The sequence below is a fragment of the Proteus appendicitidis genome, assembly GCF_030271835.1.
Classification (GTDB): Bacteria; Pseudomonadota; Gammaproteobacteria; order Enterobacterales; family Enterobacteriaceae; genus Proteus; species Proteus appendicitidis.
In genome coordinates this window covers 3113345-3132108 of the sequence record NZ_CP127389.1, presented here as the reverse complement: position 1 = coordinate 3132108, position 18764 = coordinate 3113345, and the positions used below count along the sequence as shown (strand labels likewise).

15 protein-coding genes and 1 tRNA gene are annotated in these 18764 nt (G+C 35.4%); 2 read left to right on the top strand and 14 right to left on the bottom strand.

All coding sequences use genetic code 11. The features are described 5' to 3' along the window. Positions 1-40: 40 nt before the first annotated feature. From QQS39_RS14515 to folD, 4 genes are all read right to left on the bottom strand, one after another. Positions 41-484, bottom strand: coding sequence for a hypothetical protein (locus tag QQS39_RS14515; RefSeq protein ID WP_196735932.1), 444 nt, complete (start codon positions 482-484; stop codon positions 41-43). A 236-nt stretch (positions 485-720) separates the two neighbouring features. Continuing rightward, on the bottom strand, positions 721-1662 hold the full coding sequence (gene fruK / locus QQS39_RS14510; protein ID WP_109371319.1) for a 1-phosphofructokinase: 942 nt from the start codon (positions 1660-1662) through the stop codon (positions 721-723). Between the two features lie 651 nt (positions 1663-2313). Next, complete coding sequence (gene ybcJ / locus QQS39_RS14505) at positions 2314-2526, bottom strand: ribosome-associated protein YbcJ (RefSeq protein WP_023582608.1); 213 nt, start codon at positions 2524-2526, stop codon at positions 2314-2316. 3 nt (positions 2527-2529) lie between these two features. Further along, the gene (gene folD, locus QQS39_RS14500) at positions 2530-3402 is read right to left on the bottom strand and encodes a bifunctional methylenetetrahydrofolate dehydrogenase/methenyltetrahydrofolate cyclohydrolase FolD (RefSeq protein ID WP_151435880.1); all 873 of its coding nucleotides are present in this window, start codon (positions 3400-3402) and stop codon (positions 2530-2532) included. Between the two features lie 189 nt (positions 3403-3591). Between folD and QQS39_RS14495 the strand changes: the two genes are divergently transcribed. Both QQS39_RS14495 and QQS39_RS14490 read left to right on the top strand, forming a co-directional pair. Continuing rightward, positions 3592-3668, top strand: a tRNA-Arg gene (locus QQS39_RS14495). Positions 3669-4221: 553 nt separating this feature from the next. Then, on the top strand, positions 4222-4761 hold the full coding sequence (locus QQS39_RS14490) for a hypothetical protein (protein WP_151435860.1): 540 nt from the start codon (positions 4222-4224) through the stop codon (positions 4759-4761). Positions 4762-4903: 142 nt separating this feature from the next. Here QQS39_RS14490 and QQS39_RS14485 read toward each other — a convergent pair whose 3' ends face one another. The 10 genes from QQS39_RS14485 to tssH all read right to left on the bottom strand — a co-directional run bounded on the left by QQS39_RS14485 (position 4904) and on the right by tssH (position 18763). Next, positions 4904-5212, bottom strand: coding sequence for a helix-turn-helix domain-containing protein (locus QQS39_RS14485; RefSeq protein WP_285804795.1), 309 nt, complete (start codon positions 5210-5212; stop codon positions 4904-4906). 620 nt (positions 5213-5832) lie between these two features. Next, complete coding sequence (locus QQS39_RS14480; protein ID WP_285804794.1) at positions 5833-6075, bottom strand: hypothetical protein; 243 nt, start codon at positions 6073-6075, stop codon at positions 5833-5835. Between the two features lie 105 nt (positions 6076-6180). Continuing rightward, positions 6181-6369: a hypothetical protein gene (locus QQS39_RS14475; RefSeq protein WP_196570968.1), complete on the bottom strand. Its 189-nt coding sequence runs from the start codon at positions 6367-6369 to the stop codon at positions 6181-6183. Positions 6370-6507: 138 nt separating this feature from the next. Further along, positions 6508-8244, bottom strand: a complete 1737-nt coding sequence (locus QQS39_RS14470) for a type VI secretion system baseplate subunit TssF (RefSeq protein ID WP_285804793.1) — start codon at positions 8242-8244, stop codon at positions 6508-6510. Between the two features lie 59 nt (positions 8245-8303). Then, positions 8304-9635: a VasL domain-containing protein gene (locus QQS39_RS14465; protein WP_151435856.1), complete on the bottom strand. Its 1332-nt coding sequence runs from the start codon at positions 9633-9635 to the stop codon at positions 8304-8306. A gap of 39 nt (positions 9636-9674) precedes the next feature. After that, entirely contained in the window at positions 9675-13223 is a 3549-nt protein-coding gene (tssM, locus tag QQS39_RS14460) for a type VI secretion system membrane subunit TssM (RefSeq protein ID WP_285804792.1), read from the bottom strand. Between the two features lie 5 nt (positions 13224-13228). Continuing rightward, positions 13229-14683, bottom strand: coding sequence for a type VI secretion system protein TssA (gene tssA / locus QQS39_RS14455; protein WP_285804791.1), 1455 nt, complete (start codon positions 14681-14683; stop codon positions 13229-13231). Between the two features lie 5 nt (positions 14684-14688). Next, positions 14689-15339 (bottom strand): type VI secretion system-associated protein VasI, encoded by a 651-nt coding sequence (vasI, locus tag QQS39_RS14450; RefSeq protein WP_285804790.1) that lies wholly within the window; start codon positions 15337-15339, stop codon positions 14689-14691. Further along, positions 15336-16133 carry a Fis family transcriptional regulator gene (locus tag QQS39_RS14445; RefSeq protein WP_151435852.1) on the bottom strand — a complete coding sequence of 266 codons (798 nt, stop codon included), beginning with the start codon at positions 16131-16133 and terminating at the stop codon, positions 15336-15338. The genes vasI and QQS39_RS14445 overlap by 4 nt, the downstream gene beginning before the upstream one ends. Then, positions 16130-18763: a type VI secretion system ATPase TssH gene (gene tssH / locus QQS39_RS14440; RefSeq protein WP_285804789.1), complete on the bottom strand. Its 2634-nt coding sequence runs from the start codon at positions 18761-18763 to the stop codon at positions 16130-16132. Before tssH ends, QQS39_RS14445 begins: the two co-directional genes overlap by 4 nt. Position 18764 lies beyond the last annotated feature (1 nt).

Here is an 18764-nt window from a genome sequence, read left to right as displayed (position 1 = left end):
GGATATTTAATATCCGATATTTTTTTGTCTGATGATTAACTTATTGACTAATAACACTCGTTTCTCTTTCTCTATCTTTTTGTTTATATTTAAAATAAGCAATCACATTTTCAGAGAAAAAGAGTCGATGCGTTAAGATAACGATAATAGAAAAAACAACAAAGCCAACTTCAGACATATTTGTTAATGACATCGAAATACTCAGTATAAAAAAGATCGAAATAGATAAGCATGCCCATGAAATTTTTAAAAAAGAGTAAGCATTTCTACTATTTCTAGCGAGTTTTATCCATGCTGTAACTTGCATTATCATTGTTATAATTAGACACAGCATGATGAACAACCCCACTAGCATTGTTTGGCCACCACCCATTGCCATTGCTAATAAATAAATTGGTGCTCCAGCAACTAATATAAACAAACTTATACCTAAAAATAATACTGAAATAACTTGGATCCATAAAAGTACTATGGGCCTTTCCATAACTTCTCCTAAAAACAGAAATAAGTTTTTATTGGTTTTAGAATATCTTTATTAAATTTTATTAAAGTGAAGTTTATCGAAGAAATAGAAAAAATAAAGTTTGATTTAATAATAAATAAATATTAATCAATTAAAGAGATTCTGTTTTTGATTTTTATAACCTAGCGTTAATATATTTAATTGAAGCAGTGGTAATTCTACTTAATATTATTCAATTTACCACTGAATGTTATTGATTATAATTTTAGAGGGGTTAATTCTACTTCCGCCATCATTTTTGCTAATTGTTCGCGATCATGAATACCAACATTGGTTTGGCTCACAGCAAGTGCAGAAACGGCAGTAGCAAGACGTAAGGTGTGTTCACTGGTTTGTCGCATCATTAAACCATAAATTAAGCCACCAACCATTGAATCACCAGCTCCGACTGTACTTACGACATCACACTTAGGTGGTTTTGCCATCCATGCACCCGAAGCATTAACCCACATCGCGCCTTGTTCACCTAATGAAATCACAACGTGAGCAATACCTTGCTGCCGTAATGTTTGTGCCGCTTGCACAACATCAGAAAGTTCAGGTAAGGGTCTACCTGCCCAAATCTCTAATTCATGATGATTAGGTTTAACAAGCCAAGGAGAGGCTTTTAATCCCGCGACAAAAGCATCTCGGCTACTGTCGAAGATCAAACACATACATTCGCTACGTAAGCGAGTCATCCATGCAGTGAAATCATTGAGATCAACGCTAGGAGGAACACTGCCACTGACACAAATCATATCAAATTGACCCGCCCAACTTAGCGTGTCGTTAACAAAGCGTGTCCAGTCTTGTTTTGTGATTTCAAAACCAGAAAAGTTGAAGTCAGTCACTTTGCCATTAGGTTCCGTGAGTTTGACATTGATACGAGTACGGCCTTCAACCATTTGAAAACGGTTAGCGATACCTGAGTCACTAAACTCTTTTTGGAATCCATCTTGGTTTTCTTTACCTAAAAAACCGCCAACAGTGACATCAACGCCAAGGCTTTTTAAAACCTTAGCCACATTGATGCCTTTGCCCGCAGCATGGAAGCCAGCCGTTTTAACACGATTAACTTCGCCAAGTTCAATAGGATTACTTAAACCAACAAGATCATATGCAGGGTTAAGAGTGATGGTTGCTACTCTGTGTTTCATGCTAGTTCCTTACCTTAAATAAAAGAACAGGCATCGATTTTTGCTGTAATTTAGCAAAGACAGAGATACCTTGAGTGGGTAAGCCGAGCATAAAATCTCCTGTTAGATAAAGGGCAAAAAATACGTAAATATCACAAAATAACAACTAAAATAGTATCATTAAGCTGAATCGTTTCAAATTATAACCTGTAATTTAGTACAAACAATGTTCTTTTGCCTAATGAAAGTAGAAATAAATTAGATCCAAATCACATTTTAGTGCATTTAAACATGAATAAACGGATAAAAGTATCAATAAAAAGGTTTGTTGCTGAAGTTTTACAGTAATGGTTAAAAAGTGTTATCCATATATAAAATAATAACTTATAGCACTTCTTTTTATCTATTTTTTTATAAAATGTACAATCTGCTGAACTCTGAAAGGAGATTATAACCATAGATAGGCTTAAAAATGATGTTCTAAATTTAAATATATTAAAGTAAATTTTATAATTTTGTTTTTATTCAATAAGTTATATCTATTTGTTTTTTTAAATATGAATAAATAAGAAAAAAGAGGAAGAAAAAGCACATTGAAGGCGAAAAAGGATTAAAAAGAAAAAAAGCGAGACTGAGATAGTCACGCTTTTTCAATATTAATTAATTTGCTGATTATTTGCTGACGCTAACGGAAAACTCACCAAAGGTGACAACTTTTCCCGCAACAATTTTACAGCGTTTACGGGTTTCAACTTCACCGTCAACACTTACTAAACCTTCAGCAATGACACTTTTAGCAGCAGCTCCGCTTTCAGTCCAACCTTGAAGTTTTAATAAATCACAAAGCTCGACATAGTCGTGCCCATCTAATTGAAATGTTTCCATCGATTAATTATTTCCTGTTTCAGGGTCGTGGTATTCTTCGCATGCTTGCAAAGTATTTTGGATTAGTGTGGCAACTGTCATTGGACCAACCCCACCAGGGACGGGAGAAATCCAGCCCGCACGTTGAGATGCTGCTTCAAAATCAACATCTCCGACAACTTTACCACTTTCAAGACGGTTTATACCGACATCAATCACGATTGCACCCGGTTTAATCCACTCGCCAGGAATAAAATTAGGTTTTCCTACCGCCACAACGACTAAATCCGCATGCTCAACATGAAAACGCAAATCTTTAGTAAAACGGTGAGTAACAGTTGTTGTACAACCTGCAAGTAATAGCTCTAAGCTCATTGGACGACCAACAATATTTGAAGCACCAATGATAACGGCATTTAAGCCATTCATAGGAATATTACAACGCTCTAGCAGTGTGACAATGCCGCGAGGTGTGCAAGGGCGTAATTTAGGTGCGCGTTGGCATAGGCGACCGATATTGTAAGGGTGAAAGCCATCGACATCTTTATCAGGATGAATGCGTTCTAAAACCTTAACATTATCAATTCCGGCAGGTAAAGGGAGCTGAACAAGGATACCATCAATAGTGTTGTCTTCGTTAAGCTGGTCGATCAGATTTAATAAATCAGCTTCACTGGTCGTATCTGGTAAATCATAAGAGTGAGAAATAAAGCCTACTTCTTCACAAGCACGGCGTTTACTTCCAACATAAATCTGTGATGCAGGATTATCACCCACTAAAATAACAGCTAAACCAGGCGCTCGTTTTCCTGCATTAATACGTTGTTTTACTTTTTCTGCAACTTCGCTTCTGATGGTCTGCGCAATCGATTTCCCATCTATAATTCTTGCTGACATCTATACATCCAAATTATTCAATTACGGTATTGGTCTATTTTGTCAGATCAAGAGCAATCTGTCAGTCGAATACTTGCCATATTTTAACCATATAGTTTGATATCGTTGAAAAAGCGTTGACTCTCAGAATGTTGAACGTATAATTCACACCCGTTATCAGCACTCTTGCTGACGTCTAAGTTCTTCTAGGCGCCCTTAGCTCAGTTGGATAGAGCAACGGCCTTCTAAGCCGTAGGTCACAGGTTCGAATCCTGTAGGGCGTACCATTTAAAATCAAATTTCCAATCAAGTAGCTACATTCATTTCAAATTTTCTATTCTTCTCAATTGTGTCGTATTTAGGTCGTATTTGGGACGCTAGCTCCGAAAATTCTGTCTATTTGGCGTGCATGTTTGGTTAAGTATGAATAAATCACCTTACTAAATACTCACAGACTTTCTTGGTACTCTTTTCACGAAGCATTTTCGCCAGCTTTACTTTTTTCTAACTCTCTCTACTGGTTTTGTACTATTACTTCAAATTGAACTTCGTCATGGATTTAAAAATCATGCCTAGCCTAATAGTTCTAAATATTGATGTATGAAATATAGGTATACGAGTAAATAAAGTTAAAGGATGAATTTGAAAAATAATATTATGAATATTCTAGATGACATTATTAAAATAAAATATTAATAAATACGATGCTTTCTAAGCATATTCCATAAATCAATAATTCATTTGTTTATTTATTAAATAATTTAATGTTTTATAATGACTTTTTACTAAAAAAGATTAAAGTAGACAGATTTAATGCAAATAATATAAATGGAATAAAAAATGCCTTTACCTAACCGATTAAAACCAAAAAAAGTCAGCAAAGCTAAACTCAATGAATTGATCGATTTACTACAGAAGATAACTGTTAAAATCGATAATGGTGCAACTGAAAATGATCCCGAACTTAACACCATGATAAGAAATTGGAATGCACAAGTAATAACGCCTTGTGAGTTTTCAGATTTTCGTGACTACAATTCTTGGACAAGTGCAAAAGAGTTTACAAAAATAGCTTTTAATCAGGCGAAGTATTTAGATGATCTGACTTATGAAGAGTTAATTAGTATTGTTGATTTCATCTGTTTAGCAGAAGGCAGTGAATCTGAACATTCTTATGCAATGAATTTACTCGAGATAAACTTTAAAGCTTTTTCTTCAGATCTTATTTATTGGCCAGATGAGTATTTTAATCTTGAAGAAGTTGATGATTTATCATCAGAAGAAATAGCGGCTTATTTGATGGAAGGATCTAATCGGAAATTATCTAATGCCCCAAAAATTCTATTAAAATATACAATCGTTAAAGGGATTAACAATTGATTCTTTATTTTAACAATAAATCAATCGATTGATTTTATAAATGGATGATATTTTAATAAAAGAAAATAAAAAAATTGCGATCTATTTAACTAGAATAGTTAAAATATAATATTAGATAGCGCTAAATAATATTACTGTATTTTTATCTAAGATTGCGGCGCTTCTTATTTCTTAATACAAAAATCTCATTTGATGATAAAACTGTTTCAGTGCAAGCATTTAACATTGGGGACATTATTTCAGGTGTCACCAACAAACTTTGTGGCGATATTCCTAATATTAAAGCAATAGCAATAAGCTGATCGACGGTTATTTTCAGATGTCCATTTTCTAAACGTGAATAGTGTTGCTGACTGATACCAAGCCTTCTTCCCATCTCGATACCTGTTATTTTTAATTGCTTTCTTTTCTGTTTAATTCTCTGACCTACAACAATATTAATTGAATTCATATCAATCCCTCTTTTTAAAAGAGGTTACCGTAAAAATACTTAAAGATCGATATAAACGATCAAAAATAGTCTATTAATAGTTAATATCTATCAATTTTTATTTATTAAAAGATTTAAACCGTTTTACCCAAATCAAATAATTAGGTAAATTACATTAGTTTTTAACAGTATTTTTGTTTGTTAATGACGTAATAGGCGTGTTAATTAAGAATAATATGATTTAATTGGAGATTAGTAAGAATAGAAGGCACCATTTTGCATAGCTTGGTCACTATTAGATCCTGATATTTTAGCCGAGGCTTTCGGTGTTGGTGATCCTACTGCAAGTTCTGGGCTAAGCACAAAAAGGCACGCTATTTCAGTATTTATAAGATTATTGTAATCAGGTCTTAAATAGAATATGAATAATGTCAAAGAAGTAGAAATAAAATATTAAAAAGGATATTGGGTTATATTATACCTATAATGAATATAATCTATTTTCTTATTATCTGAATGCTTTATCTGTGATTAAATCAGCATCTAAACTATCAAATAGTTATTTTTACTGGAGAGGGGATCATTATGTCGTAATAATATTATTAATAAATTAAATTTTTTATACAACATAATAAATAAGATTAATTATCTACATTTATATTGGTAGAACTTAAATTTACTTCAGGTACTGGAATTGGATTATTAAATACATTTTGTACTTTACTCCAAAAGCTACTGATGATACCCAATTTTATTGCATCATCAGATGACCAATAAGCGATTAAGTGAAGAGAGAAAATTAATATGAAAATAGCAATAACGCTTTGAAATCCATCAAAAATACATTTTAATATTTTTATCATTTTCATTTTTGACCAATTCACGAAATACCCATTTCTTAGAGTGCACAACTAAATTCCTCTAAAGAAAAGCCCTATAAAAGGGCTTTAGATAAGAATGCTATTATTAATTATGACTATATAAATTTATTATTTAATTACTGTAGAAAAAGCTTTTGAAAACATTCTATTCAAATCATCAGCAGAACGTTGTGCAGAACGTTTTTGGGCTAGCTTCTTGGATGCTGTCATGACGCGAGAGTCTACAGTAGCCTGGGATGCAACAAAAAGAGCGACAGCATAGGCTCTTTCTTTAGCGCTATTATTAATTTTTGCCATGACTATTGCTCCTTATTTTTTATTAACTTTAAAGGGATTCTCACATAAAGTGAATTTTCTATCAATATTTAAATTCCTAATTTTAAAATACTAATATTATTATAGACCTTTTATATAATAATTTAATAGATAATATAATTATAATAACGACTTATAACCTTTTAGTGGAGAAGGTGATAAAAACCATTTTATTTTTTCATCATCTTTAAATTTAATTTTCATTTCCAATAACATATTCTCAGATAAGCAGAATGGGAAAAAATGATAAAGATGGGAAACAAAAATAAACGCATCACCTTCATTATCAAAATAATCAGTATCTAGTGTTAATATTAAAGATAAACAACGATGTGGCTTGCCTTTTAAAATATAATCATAAGTCTGACTATCTAAATCAATACAGCCATCCAAGGATTTTTTTATTTTCCTTGTGACTTGTTTATCTAACTCTGTATAAATTAAATAATCACTTAACATATTTTTTATGGTTGTAATCGACATTAGCATAAAAGCATTAGCACTATAATGTGACAACAAATGCCAATAACACTTATCATCAACAATAGGTGGAAAACATTCTGATAGCGGTGTGATATTTTTGATCAATAAATTATCAGGCATATTTTCACTATGTGCATTCAACACACCAATACTGTTATCTTTATATCTTTCAAAGCCAATATAAGTACAGGAAAAATGTAGGCTTGGTGGCGAGATAAGCTCTTCACCTTTATTGTCATAGAAATGAAGCGTATAGAATGTTCTCCCTGTGATATCTTTATCGATAGTTAATGAATAAAAAAGGGAATTTTGATATTGGGGCAATAGGCGAGATGCTGATGTTAATTCAGTTATCGAATAAAAATGACAATAAATACCACGCTCTTTTTCATGTGGCTCTAATGAAAGCATGATTTCAGATAAACTTGAAAGATAATGGTTATCAGGAATAGGCAGTAAATAAGATGATTTATTCTCTTGGAAATCAATGATAACTGTATGATCTTTCTCTTTATCAACTGTGGGAATACAGTTGAGTAAAAAACAGTCTTGGCATTGTTCTTCTGTTAATGAAATTTGCTTATTTAAATAAATACTAACTGTAAATTGAGTGCTTTTCGCCCAATCGAGTTGTTTAATAATAGTGGGAATATCTAAACTGATAAAATGGTGAACGTGAGGAAGATACAACCCCTCTAATAATTGTTGTGGCGCTTTCGGCGTATTTTCTGATTGTGGAAAAATAGGATAATCTTTACCAATTTGAGATTTAAAACAAAACGTTGCGTTATCACCATGATAACTTTGATCCGCATGTTTTAGTTCAATATAGTCAAAATGCTGAGTTAATCCAAGTAATAGGGTATCGGCAATATTCTTGATTGGGCTAAGAAATAAATTTAGCGAGCAAGATTGTATTTGCTCTATATCACCAAGGTAGGCAAAAGTTAAAGAGATACAACTTTTATTAGGTTGATGTGTTACTTGTTTTTCAATAAGAGAATAAGGTTCAATATATAAATCGCGACAAGTTGAAAAACACTCATTATTACTGCCTAGAGCACTACTATTTTTAGGAATGTAATAGCTGTAGTTAATCTCTTTATCACAACTGATTTGAATAATTGATGTTGAAGGTAATCCTTTTATTGCTTGAGAGCCGAGACGTTGTAATAAAGGGAGTGTAATTTCAGGGAATGCATCATCAATCTTTTCTTGCAAGTGAGCAGAAAGAAAGGCGAATCCCTCCATTAAATAGCTAGTTTGAGGATCATCAGGTTCTAAAACTTCCGCTAAATGCGGTTTTTTTTGTGCGTAGGATCTAGCCAGTTTTTGCAGGTATTGTCTTTCTTTTAAATATTTAATTTCACTCATGTTAATTTAATATCGACCCTTTAATAATAAATAATATCTGTCATGAATTCTGGTTATTTTTAATATGAATAAGGCTTTAATCCTAACTCTTCAGCTTCTTTTTGAAGAAGATAATATCGAGCCAATAACCCATTAATATCTGCATCGAGATTATTAATTAATGCGGGAGAAATAGACCGCTCTTTACTTATTTCTTGTGAAAATAGATACAGTTTATTTTCAATAGGCACTGCTTTATTGTGGCTTTTTTGTATTTCATAAACTGCTGTTTTTAAATACGAAAGAGTAAAACTTCCTCTGTTACGCTCTTGTTGAACAATTCTATCGGAAAGCTGTTGAATTAATTTATTCGTATCAGACCAGCTACTGTCAATGGGGGTATTTTCTAATCGTGTAGTAAGGATATTTTGCCATTGTCGTGTTGCGTAAGATTGATCTGCATTATTAGGCCAAAGCTTTTTAGCCACATCCAACATATGCTCCGATTTTCTTAGTGCAAATATAGGAGACTGTTTTTCCATTAAGATAAGATTATTTGCGTATGAACTGATATTAGGTTGATATAACCACTGTGTAATAGCACCTTCAGGTTGAGCAGTAATTGCGGAGAGTTCTTTTTGCATTGGTAGATAAATAGCCACACTAATAGCAACAAAAATAGCACTGCTACTTAATAATCCAATAAAAAAGCCTTTTTTTGCACTCATTGGTTTTTTCTCAATAGGCGGATCGTCATATAAAACAACTTCGGCGATAGGATTAGGTTTAGAAACGTTATTTTCTTTCAATTCATCAGATGCGCTGATATAGACAATAGGCGGGATCTTAACGGCATTATTGCTACTTTTTTGAGTTGAACTTTTTGTATTTTGTTCTAAGGTTTTCGCTGCATTTTGAAAAAACCAAAGTAAGTTTTCTAGCTTCGGTAATTTAGGCCAATCCGTATGGGCGAGTTGATCGATAATTAATTGCAAAGCTCTTTCTGAGCGATAAATTAAACGCAAATCAGTAGGCGAGAATGTTAATTGACGTAATAAAGCACCGGCTTTGGTATTAAACCAATTTAAAACATCACACCGATGATTTGGTTGAGTGGGCCATAGATTATCCCATTGGCTGACCACTATATTGGCGAGTAATTCGCATCCTTCAGTAAAACCATTTAATCCATTTAGATGAAGACGAGCCAGCGTGTAATAAACGCCACTCTGTAAATCGATACCATGGGTTTTAAATAACGTTAATGAGAGAGATTCAATAAGCGTCCAACTGATCTCAGGTTGAGAAGGATGATTAAGTTTATTAAATTCCGCTTTTAATGCGATAAATTCAGGGATATCTAAAGGAGAGCCTGCAATTTTTATCACAAATTTTTCTTTTGGCGTATTCATGAAATATCCTATCCCCTCATAAATATGAGGGGAAATCAGTTAATAAAGGGTTTCTGGTAATTTGAAGCGGGTAAATAATCCACCAAAGAATGGATTATTAGATTCATCGATTGTGATCCGATATGTCATATCACCGCCATCAAGGGTGAATCTCACATCGAAAGAATGCGGTTTAATATTGGTAAGTTTGCCCCCATTAATGAGTCGCATTTGCGCCCATGGTCCATTAAATAAGATAGCTCGTGGTGATTTATCTCCAGAAATAGGCACTAAGGTAAGCTTGCTCTCAACATTTGAACGCATTGAATTAGGCCAAACCATATGTACGGTATGGCTTCTACCGTGTGAATAATCGAGTAATTGTCCATCAAGATTTAAAATGCTACGACGCTTATTACCAGCGAGAGAAAGTGCTTCGATGGCAAATTGTGCTTCTAAATTTCCTTGAGCATTAAAAAACGTATTTCTAATTCGATTAGCAATTTCAAGTTGTTCTAATACATCAGGGCGAATAAGTGATTGACCATCACTGTTTTCAATTAAGTTATTTTCAACAAAAAGGCGTAAATTTTGCTGATAGAAGCTATCTAATGTGCCATTCGGTTTGAAAAAACGCTCAAACTCACTTAAAGGAACATCTTGTGTGGTTGCAGCATTAAACGGATAGCGACCGATAATGTAGGTATGATATTGCTTAACGACGGTTTCATTCCACTCAACCTCCATGTAGCGAATAGCTTCTTTTTGTACCACATTCCACGCTTGATCTGCTAATTGTCCTACCCAACGATTCATTGGTTCAGGTAATGTTTTAGCTGATTGAGATAATTCAAAAATAATGTCGCGATTATTATCTTCAAGGCGAGATGTCACGGCCTTTAAGGCGGCTTTACCCGGTACTGGTGAGTTATAAATACCTAATAAATAACGATGAAGTTCATTTAATTTCTGATTGAGATTTTGTAAATTCTCACCGTTATTGCTGACAAGAATTTCAGTTTGAGGTGCAAATTCTTTATCTAATCGAGTGAGCAATTTGTATTTCAATTCATCCATTAATGCCTTTTGATCAGCAATGGGTAACGAACTGTCTATTTTCGGTAATGTTGTATTATCTCTTAGTACTTGTAATGCACGACGAATTGGCTGTTCACCGCTAATAATTTGCTCTAATGCATTAATTTCATCTTGTAGAGATTCAAATTCTCTTATTTCAAGATTACTCATAGCGGCACGCCATTGTGCCGTGTAATCGTTTAGATATTGCTCAGTGATTTGGCGTTGGATCTCTTTTCTGTCGCTTTCACTGTATTGAGTATTTGTATTTAAACTTAATACCCATGCGTCTAAAAAGGTCAGATCCACCAGCTCATCATTATGCTGAGTAAAATAGTTTGTTAAGCCATACAGTGTTAGAAGCTGGGGCATTTGCAGTTTATCTTCATTAATCGCAGTAAAAATAGCGTCAAAGCTAGGACCCACTTGATGACGTATATTTAATGGTGATGAGAGAGCTTGGTTCGCTTTAAGACGTAATGTTTGATAAACACGTTGATAAAGAGGTAAACGGCTCAACTCTTTTTGCGCTGTATTGAGTGGCTGAGTAAATGGTGTAAAAGCATTAATAGCCGTTACTTCACCCGCTTTGCGTTGAGTTTGCCAATCGGTATGTTTCAATGCGTATTGTAGGTGTGACATTAACTGAGATTGAATATCTCTCTGACCTGTAAATAAGCGACTCCAATAATTGGACATAAAGTTTTCAACAATCTCATTATTACGCCCACTCTTATCTTCAAGCATGCGCATAATGCGTAATATCTCTAATTTTTCTTCACTACCGGCTGGCGCTTTATTCAACTCAGTCAGCAATGAATTCATAATTGAAGGCAAATAATGTTCTGTTATCAATTGGAGATAAACATTTTCGACATAAGGACCGACATTCTTGCCTTGGTATAACCCAAGATCAGAAAAAGTATCACTTTTTTCACGATAATTACCGTAAGCCAATGTGGCATCTAATAATGGATTTAATACCGCAAGTTGCTCTTTTCCTGCTGTATTGGTGGTAATTGTCGCTTCTGAAGAGCGAAATGCTTTCACTTCATTAAGTACATTTTCGCCAGATTGGTAGTTTTTACTGTAATAATGACTCCAACCATTCCATAAAGAGATAATACCAACAACACTAATAGCGGAAGCTAATAGAACTTTTCTACGATGTTTTTTAAGCCAAAATTGACTTTCAGCGGCAAGATTTGGCTCTGATAACAAAATATTTTGAAAAAGTGATTGCGTAAAATAGCTATGAGTTTCTGCAATAGGCCAAGTGGCTAATGGCGCTGTTGGTAAATGATATTGAACAGATGCCGTTTGACTAAAGATATTATCAACTTGACCAACTTGTGTTGCTGAAGTGAGGTATACCCCTCTTAATTGAATATCTTGCTCTTTATTACTGGACGTTAATGCATTAAGCAGACTAATAACGTTAGTTTTTAGCCCTTGGATTTGACGAATAAAACTAAATAACTTAGTACGTTGGCTTTCATCAACGCGATTCAACATCATTTCAGGAAGGGCGCTATTCATTTGGCTTACCCACTGTTCCCAAAATGCATTAAGATCTTTTTCCCAATTATTTCCACTATTTAATCGGAATGTTACACCTAATATTTCATCGCGCTGTTTTGCTTCTAATGACTGAAACATAGCGTCAAATCCCTGTAATAAATCGAGCTTTGTAAACACGATATAAATAGGTAATTGGCTATTAAAAGCGATGCGAATTTCTTGTAATCGCATATGCAGTGAAGCAATAAATTGGCTATTTTTCTCTTTATCGTTTGTCAGCAGTTGTAATGTATCAATAGTAAGAATAATGCCATTCATTGGTTGACGAGAACGATGTTCATTTAGCCAGACTAATAACTCATTCCATAATCGGTGATAAAGTTTTGGTTTTTCTAAAATAAGATTGGGTTGCGTAATTAACTTACCTTCTGGCATTAATAATATAGCTTGATCCGCCAATAACATTTTTATATGCAAAGGTAATTTTTGTTCGCTAACGATATTTTCAATAGGCGCAATATCTAATGTATTAAGGCTATTTTTTAATAATGTATTTTTGCCACTTTCATCAGTACCTAGAACAAAATACCAAGGCTTTTGATAAAGCGCATTGGTATGCCCATTTTGATGTTTAATAAATTGCGATTTCCAGTAGTTTAAATAACGGTTTTGATGCTCAATATCATTAAGTACGGGATCGACAATAGCGAGTTCAACATCTAATTTTAGAGCTTCAAGTTTTCTTACACGAAGCCATGTTGCAATGCCAACCCAACTGACAACGACTAAAATAGTGATAACAGTCGCTAGCCAGCGAGCGCTGAGCGATCTTAATGGGTAATCCCCTTTAAATTCATAATTAGCTCCCCACCACCAAATCCAAATGACAAATAGTGCCGGAATTAAGGCAATAAAAAGTAAAAAGAAGGATTTAATTTTTGATTTATCAGCAAAGAAAATTTTTTTTATAAAATCCGTTATTTTCTTTCCAGAAAGAAATGACCAATTCATTATTATTATTCCCTATGAGAAGACGAGTTCTGTTGATGTTCCGCTTTTGATGCTAATTGACTTAATAAATTGGGTTCCCATTCTGATAATGAATATCGAAGTGCATCTTGATAAAGCTGATTAAAATAAACATTTGCGATGGAACTCATCTTTGAGGCTTCAAAAAGTTGTGCTGAGAGTAACTGCAAATAAAACCGCTGGCGGGGTTCTGTTGTGATTGAAATGGCGTTATCAATCATTAATAACGCAGCATTAAGACCTTCTTGTTCAAAGCAGGTCATAATTTCTTGTTGCTCACTTTGGAGCGATAACGAAGAACTCGCTTTATTATTCGTTTTACTTTCTAAACTATTTAGCCATTGGCGAGTTTCTTCTGAAATAAAGGGTGTCATATCAGAGAAATAGAGATGGTTAAGCTGTGGTAATCGAGCTAAAAATAGTGAAAGCTCTTGAGCAATAGCTGATGAAATATGAGTTAGCCCTAATGATTGAGCGGCTTGAGCCGCAATATAGTGACCATCTAACCAGTAAGGCGCTAATGTGAGGCTCTGCTCAATTTGATTGAGTAACGTGAGCGTCGGTTGTGCAAGTTGCGCTTTGTAATCAGTCACTCTATCAATTGCTACTGCCGCTAACGGGGTTTTACCTTGTTTATCGCTTATCGGAAGTGTTTGAATATTGTGCCAAATGGCATATCGGCGTAGGCGATAACCAATAGCATCATTAGATGCTTGTTCACAAAGAATGCTAGCGACTTTTAAGAGTGTCTGTTTCCATTGGCGATCGTCACTTTGATTAATTTCAACGTGATGTTGCTTTGTTTCTGAAGTCACACTTACTGGTGTTTGAGACGGCGTTTTTACTTCATTAATGGGTTCTGCTTTTACACTTTCTTCAACAATAATGGTCGATTCTTGTGCATTTTCTATATGTTGATACGCTTGGCTTAATTCATCCATTTGTGTAGATAAACTAGGCTGACTGGTGTGCCAAAATTGTGCTAAATAGGCGAATTCACCCAAAATATCATCACGTTGTTCAGGCGTGGCTTGTTGGCAAAAACTGCTTTTGACTGATTCAAAACGTTTCAGAATTTGTTGTGCTAAGCGTAGTTTTAAACGCGGATTACTAGGGTAGCTGATATCCCAATAATGTTGCATATAGGCACTGGCAACCGTGGCAGCAATAACGAGTTCTTCAGCAATAGCAGCATGTTGTAGTGTTCTTAAAAAATGCACTAATAGGCGAAAGTCTTTGGTTTGTGTTGCGAATAGCTGTAATGCGCGACGCTGAATATCCTCAATATCTAAAGTGCCATGGCTTAGGGAGCCAAATTTTATCATTTCACTTTCGATATATTCCCAATCAGCGCTATTTTCATCAAGCTGGCTACTTATTTTAGCCTCATCCAAAGGTGCTAAAAGTTGTTCTCGCCATGTACAGAGCGTTTTTGTTGTCATTATTATCACCAATGGCAGGCTGAACGTAGAGGTTTTATCTCTTCGTTAATGCCTGAAATATTGAAGGTTAATTGCTCATCATTCGCTAATTTGATGGTTAATTTAGTGCTGGAAAGTAGTTGCTTGATTTCATCAATGCCGGGGATGCCGCGACTTGCTTCAAGCAAATAACCGTCTTCGCGTAGAAACCACTCGCTGCTTAATTGGGTTTTATCCGTTATGAGCAGAACATTTCCTGCTGTTTGTTTTTTCGGTAACGCAATTTGCATACGAGTAATGTTGTCAATACAACTGAGCATTAAAATAGGGCGAGGTGGTTGATATCCCATTGCTGGAATAGTCATAATGACGGGATAAGTACCTGTGTTATTCGCTGTTACTATAAATCCCGCTGTATAGTTTTCACGTTTCATTTCATGTTCTGCCGCTAAGCGCCAAATATCGCCCATTGCACTGACATCAAAAGTGGATGTTTGCTTATTCTCAACATTAATTTGGTCATAACAGGATAAGCGAATAAGTTGAGATACCTCTTCACGACATTGAGAGAGCGCTTGTTCAGTAAGGCGAACTTCACTTTCTTGTGCTTGTGCAAAGGCATTATTGAGTGAAAAGAAGGCCAGAAAGATGAAATAAATAGTCCGTGAATAATTCATTCAAGACATCCATATTTTTTTAATTTATATAGAAGAGAACGCTTTGAAATATTTAAGTTTTCAGCGATTAAATTGAGATCGTCATTACTGCTTTCTTGTTGATAGCGCAGAATTGACGCTTCATAGCGCTCGGTAGCTAAAGTAAGATCGTTTACCTCAGCAAAAGATTGCGGTGATGTTTGTGTCGAAGTTAAATTAGATACGGATAATGACCGTAACGTCTGATTAATTTTCTCTTCTTTTTCTTGTTGTAATTGCAATAGATATTGCAGATCAGCGATTTTCTGTTGTGATTGAGAAAACGCCAAAATGCTTTTTAATTGATGATGAAAAATATTGCAGTAAATAGAGAAGATCCCTTGTTCATAAACCGTTTCATCGAGATCTTGCCCTAACATAATAATTAACCCACAAGGTTTATTATTTAGATCAGTAAAGGGGATACTAAATAATCCACAATGCACTGGTTGTTTGGCGATAAACTGCTGTAAAGCGCGATCGCTAATATAACTGCCTTGTTTTAGATCATGCCAAAGTACAGATTGTGGTTGTGATAGAAGCTGGATCAATGGGTGATCCGCTTCTGTAATATCGACATCCAAATGTTTCTTCTCTACTTTTTCATTAAGATCAATGCTCCAGCTCTCTAAACGATTCTCTGATTTATTAATCATCGAAACAATAAGTGCGCTGAATGGGCTGCGAGGCATACTCAGCTCAAGAAATTGGCTGATCAGTGAGTCCACATCTAAACAAGTTAAGAGAGAGAGCGCATTTTTCAGTCTGTACTTCATAGTTCTACATTTACCTCTGCAATAAATTGGTTATCTTGTGTTGATAACCGTATCGTCCTGATATCTTCATTCCGTGCGCTGTGTTGCAAGAGAAGGAGTGAAAGCGGAGGGAGTAGTGCGCCATCAATAATGGATTCTAAAATTCTTGCCCCGTTTTCTGCTCGTGAAGCACGTTGCAATATTTCATCTGAAACCGCATCTTCTAGCCTAATTTCTGCATGGAAGCGTTGTGTCAGTAATTCGGTTAAACGTGTTAGTTTGTGAGTGATAATTTCTTTGAGAATAGCCTGCGTTAACGGTAAGAACGGAATGACTTCCATACGTGCTAAAAGTGCAGGTTTAAAGAAGGTAGTTAATTCAGGGTAGAGCGCATCATGCAATTCATCCGGCTTATCTGCATTAGCCATAATGATGTGATCGCCTAAGTTAGAGGTTAGGAAAAAGGCGACATTTTTACAGTCAATGATACGACCTTCTCCATCAGCTAACTCCCCTTTATCAAAGGCTTGATAAAATAGGTTTAAAACATCGGGATGGGCTTTTTCGACTTCATCAAGTAATACCACAGAATAAGGCTTTTTACGGATAGCCTCTGTTAATACTCCTCCTTCGCCATAACCGATATAACCTGGAGGCGAGCCAATTAGGCGAGAAACAGTGTGTTTTTCCTGAAATTCAGACATGTTGATCGTGGTTAAATACTGCGTTCCACCAAACATCAATTGAGCAATTTGAATAACCGTCTCAGTTTTACCCACGCCACTTGGCCCTGCTAACAAGAATGCCCCTAATGGACGACCAGCACGGCGTAGATCGGCACGAGCCGTTAATAAATGCTTATGAAGATGTTTGATTGCGAGTGATTGACCTTTTATGCTCTGTTCAAGATAGGTAGGAAGCTCTGTGACTACTAATAACGCATCTTGTGATAGTCGATTAAGAGGCACGCCTGTCCATTCAGCAATAACGGCAGCAATTTGTTTTTTATCTACATGAGGCGAGACTAATAAAGAGTGTTGATGTAATTCATTTAACTCTTCATTTAGCGCATTTAATTGGGATTTCAGCTCATCACTGTTATTTTCAACACTTTCACCGTTTGCTTCTTCAGCTGATTTAGTTAATGTTGATAATAAGGTTGAACGTAATTCGATAATCTCACGAACAATCTTTTTCTGTTTTTCCCACGCCTGTTGAAGCACCTCAATTTGTGTTTCAATCTCAATGGACTGGTTTTCTAATATTGCTAAGCGCTCTGAATGATCTTTTAAACCGAGTTGCTGTTCACGGGTTAATACATCACGCTCCATCTTGATTTGATGGCGTTGTGTTTTTAATGCTGATAGCTGTTTAGGCGGCGTTGAAAGATTGATTGCTGCCCTAGCACAAGCGGTATCAAGTACATCAATGGCTTTATCGGGAAGCTGACGGCCAGAAAGATAACGCTCACTTAATTGTGCTGATGCGCAGAGCGCTTCATCATCAATAAAAACTTGATGCGCTTTTTCATAGATAGAGCGTAATCCGCGCATAATAATAATCGCTTCATTGGCACTAGGCTCTTTCACTTGAACAAGTTGAAAACGACGCGCTAATGCTGCATCTTTCTCAAAGTATTTTTTGTATTCACTCCAAGTGGTTGCTGCGATGGTGCTTAATTCGCCACGGGCCAATGCAGGTTTTAGCAAATTGGAAATATCTAATCCACCTTGCTGATTTCCTGCACCAATCAAGGTATGGGCTTCATCAATAAATAGGATTATAGGCGTCGGTGATTGCGCCACTTCTTGCATAATGCCTTTAAAGCGTTTTTCAAACTCTCCTTTTACAGCTGCACCTGCTTGAAGAGCGCCTAAATCTAATGTTAATAACTCACATTCTTTAAGTTTTTCAGGAATTTCTCCTGCAATAATACGTAAGGCTAGCCCTTCAATTAAGGCACTTTTACCCACACCTGCTTCACCAACAACCACTGGGTTGTTTTTACGACGACGGCAGAGAATATCAATCATTAAATCAATTTCATGATCACGACATAAAACAGGATCTAACTGGTTGTCTCTTGCTTGTTGCGTCATGTTTTGTGTAAAACGTGCAAGCATAGAGTCTGACTGAACATGGCTATTAGATGATTTATTAGCTTCTGTGATTGGCGTTTCTGCTGATGTGAGAGTCCATTCATCAAAGTTAAGTTTGAGTTGCTCTCTATTGATTTGTGAGAGTAATTCAACTGCTGATTTAGGCAAATAACGATGAGGCATTTGCAATAAAGTGAGTAACAAAGCGCCTGAACGTAATGTGTTATGACTAAGTTCTGCTGAAGCTAATAACCAACTATCTTTAAGCCATTCGACTAACAGTGGAGAAAAATTTGGATAACTTGGAGCTACGCTTGGGTGCTGTGTCGCGTTAATATTTAAAAGCGCGGTTAATTCAGTTGGATTGATATCAACTTTATTAAAAATAGTGCGGATATCCGTTAAGGGTGTTTCCAGCAGTTGTTGTAAAAATTGCTCTACTGTAATTTCAAGTTGCTGGTGGCTTACACAAAACGCAGCCGCATTTTCTAAAGCATGTTTAGCAATAGGGTGAAGTCTATTAACTAATGTTGAGAGATCAATCTGGATCATA